Origin of the sequence: Corallococcus aberystwythensis (genome assembly GCF_003612165.1) — a bacterium.
Lineage (GTDB): Bacteria > Myxococcota > Myxococcia > Myxococcales > Myxococcaceae > Corallococcus > Corallococcus aberystwythensis.
Genome location: NZ_RAWK01000476.1, coordinates 1 through 3,301, shown reverse-complemented (window position 1 = coordinate 3,301; position 3,301 = coordinate 1). Strand labels below are relative to the sequence as shown.

Genomic DNA, 3,301 nt, shown 5'->3' with positions numbered 1-3,301 from the left:
GGGCCGTCTGGACGGAGGGAGGCGGGGGCTGCTCCAGGGTGCCCAGGTTGGCGGCGCCGCTCGACGTGCCGGCCGCCATCCCTTCGTGCTGCTGCGCGCCCCGGGCGCCGCCGCCCTCGTTGCGCTCCGTCCCGCCCGAGCGGGCGGAGTCCATGCCGTCCTGGGGACCGGCCTGCTCCGCGCCACCCTTGGCGGAGGCGCCCTTCGCGGTGCCTCCCTTGACGGCGGGTCCTCCCTTGGCGGGGACGCCCTTCCCGGTGGCCTTGCCCGGAGTCTTCGGCTCTCCGGACTGCTGCGCCTTCTCACCCTGCTCCTGCGCGGCGGGCCCTTGAAGGGGCAGGCCCGGGCGGGGAAGGCCAGACGGAAGGCGGACACTCATGGACGGGGCCTCGCTAGGGGGGGAATCAGGCCAGGTTCTTCATGTGGACGACGAGGTTGCTGTTGTTGCTGCCCAGCGTGCTCGCGTCATCCGTGGGGATGACGTAGCCCTGATCCGCGCCGACGTGCTTGCGGAAGAAGTCTACCACCTCCGGATCCTGCACGTTGGACGTGGTGCTCTTCTTGATGCCGTACGCCGCGCCGTCCGCTCCCTTGGCCTTCACGGAGTCAGGCGCGGAGGCGAGCAGGTCCTCCATCGTGCCGGACAGCCGGCCGCCGCCCTCGGGCTGCATCGTCATGGCGGCGTTGTGGCCCTCGATGTAGCTGACGTCGTAGTACGTGTTCCCGAACCCGCCGTCGAACTTCACTTCACCGAGCGTCGCGTTCTTGCCGTCGCCGTTGTCGCTGCGGAAGTTGCCGGACCAGTTGTCCGGGAACTGCACCGTCTTGCTCTCGCCGGGCTTGAGCGTGACGGAGTCGATGGCCTTCTCGCCCGCGTTGGGGGTGAAGTTCACCGTCATCGGCTTGTCGCCGTCGTTGTTGAGGGTGATGGTGTTCTTGCCCTTCGACGCGCCCGGCGCGCCCACGGACTGCGGCCCGGCGACGGGCGCCTCCTGCTTGGGGGCCACCGGGGCTTCAGCGCCCTGCGCGGTGGAGGCCACCTGCGGGGGGGACGTGACACCAGAGCCCTCGCCGCCCAGGTCCGGCACACCGCCGGAGGAGGCCGTCTCGCCGCCCAGGTCCGGAACGCCGGCCGGCGCCGCGCCCTCGACGCCGCCCGGCACGCTGGCCTGTGCCGCACCGGCGCCGCTCTGCGCGCCGAGCATCTGCACCAGCTGCGTCAGCATCTGGACCATCTCGGCCAGCTGCTCCATGGGATTGCCGCCCTGGAGCGCGCCCTTCTTGCCCACGCCCGCCGGCGCGTCGAAGCCATCCGCCTGGAACATCCCCTGGAGCGAACCCGGACCGCCCTTGCCCTTCACCGCGTCCGCCGTCACCGCCGTGGGGCGCGACACCGGGCTTGCGAACTCCGAGGCGGACGTGCGGGGCGAGAAGGAGGAGCTGGCAACGGTCGACTTCGACAGGGGGGAGAGCGCCATGGCGGGGATCCTCGAAATTGATGGGGACGGCGTGCGGCGCCGGCCGGTTCAGCGATGTGGGGGGCTAGAGCACGGCGCATGCCATGCGCCCCACGCGCTGCTCGAAGAGGCAAACTCCCGGAATTGCTCAGGGGCTGGATGCCGCCGCGGGGTCCGGAGGCCGCCGTCCTGATGACTGCCGTCAGGCCCCTGGTGTCTGGCGTCATCAGCCCCAAAACGCTTCTCGCGCGGGACGCATGCGCCCCGCGCGAGAAGTCACCGCATCTTCAGGCCGTCCGGCTCAGACCCTTCGGACCGTGCTCGAACGGATGACCCGGAGTATCAGCAGCAGCACCACGGCTCCGATGAACGCCACGAAGATGGTGCCCGCGATGCCACCGAAGGGGGCTCCCGTGCCGAGCGCCCGGAAGATGAAGCCTCCCAGGAACGCGCCCACCACGCCCACGACGATGTCTCCAATCAGGCCGTAGCCACCACCGACCACCGCGGACGCGAGCCATCCAGCAATGAGGCCGATCACCGCCCACAACAGGATTGCCTCCAGCGCCATGTCTTTTCCTCCCAGCGAGGTGATGGAGGAAAGATGGGCATGATTCCCGGCGCCGCCTGCCCCTCCCCGAAGGGCGGCGGCAGGGCGGGCAGGCAGCCTGCGCCGGGTGCAGCCAATCTGTTGCACATCCCACGGGTTGAACTGCCTTCAGAGGAGCGTGGGGCAAAACGCCCCACGGAAACGCGGGGCAAAACGCCCCAATTTGAACCTCTGCGCGCGCTCTGCTGGCATCAAGTGAACACCTGCCGCTGGAAGCAGCGAGGAGCTCACTTTCGTGAAGCGCATCTTCGAGTCCGTGGGGTCGCCGTTGCAGTTCGACCGTGAGTCCTTCCGGTGCCGTCACACGCTGCTGGGACATCCCGCGCTGGAGCTGGAGAACCTGGCGGGCGTGGTGCAGCGGCTGCCTTCGGAGAACGTGTTCTTCAGCTCCGGCCTGTTGCCCAAGGACGCGGACTTCGACCGCGCGCACGTGGACCACCGCACGGGCCTGTCGTTGAAGGACACCGTGGAGAACATGATGACGAGCAACTCGTACATCATGCTCCGCGCGCCGGAGCAGGACCCCAGCTTCCACGAGCTGTACCGCGCGCTCCTGTCGGAGGTGGAGGACCTGATGCGCGCGCAGGGCGTGGGCACCACGGCCGTGGATCCGATGCTCTACCTCTTCATCGCGTCCCCCGGCAGCGTCACGCCCTTCCACCTGGACCGCTACTCCACGCTCCTGATGCAGTTCCGGGGCAGCAAGGCGGTGCACGTCTCGAAGGCGTGGGACGAACAGGTGGTCCCCACGCCGGACCTGGAGGCCTTCGTCGCGCGCTCCGGCTCCAAGGTGAGCTACCGGGAGACGTTTGATGCAACGGCGACGCGTTACGCGTTCGGTCCCGGGGACGCGCTTCACATCCCCTTCGTGGCGCCGCACTACGTGAAGAACGGCGCGGACGACGTCTCCGTGTCGCTGTCCATCATCTTCAACACCCGCGAGACGGCCCGGCACCTGCGCGCGCTGCGCGCCAACCATGCGTTGCGCAAGCACCTGGGGCCGCTGGGCTACCGCCCCACGCCGGTGAACCGCTTCCTGCCGTTGGATCACATGAAGAGCGGCATGGAGCGCGTGGTGCGCCGGGCGCGGGCCCTGCTGCCCGCCTGATTCACGCCTCGACTGATTGAGTCGGGTTCCAGGGAGAGCCGAGGAGACTGAGCACCGCTTGGGGCCGGGCGCGGTAGTAGCCAAGCCCCGAGCGCAGCGCGTGCTGCAGTTCGGTCATCTCGTCAA

General features: G+C 69.2%; 3 protein-coding genes and 1 pseudogene. 1 reads left to right on the top strand and 3 read right to left on the bottom strand.

The window, feature by feature from the left end; genetic code table 11:
• The 3 genes and pseudogenes from D7W81_RS40540 to D7W81_RS40530 all read right to left on the bottom strand — a co-directional run.
• Positions 1 to 379 (bottom strand): annotated as a pseudogene (locus D7W81_RS40540) (hypothetical protein); the annotation flags it as partial.
• A gap of 25 nt (positions 380 to 404) precedes the next feature.
• Complete coding sequence (locus tag D7W81_RS40535; RefSeq protein WP_120560659.1) at positions 405 to 1,478, bottom strand: glycoside hydrolase 64/thaumatin family protein; 1,074 nt, start codon at positions 1,476 to 1,478, stop codon at positions 405 to 407.
• Positions 1,479 to 1,758: 280 nt separating this feature from the next.
• Positions 1,759 to 2,028, bottom strand: a complete 270-nt coding sequence (locus tag D7W81_RS40530; RefSeq protein WP_120560658.1) for a GlsB/YeaQ/YmgE family stress response membrane protein — start codon at positions 2,026 to 2,028, stop codon at positions 1,759 to 1,761.
• Positions 2,029 to 2,302: 274 nt separating this feature from the next.
• Between D7W81_RS40530 and D7W81_RS40525 the strand changes: the two genes are divergently transcribed.
• A complete protein-coding gene (locus D7W81_RS40525; protein ID WP_120560657.1) occupies positions 2,303 to 3,175 on the top strand; it encodes a JmjC domain-containing protein in 873 nt (290 codons plus the stop codon).
• The last annotated feature ends 126 nt before the right edge of the window (positions 3,176 to 3,301 follow it).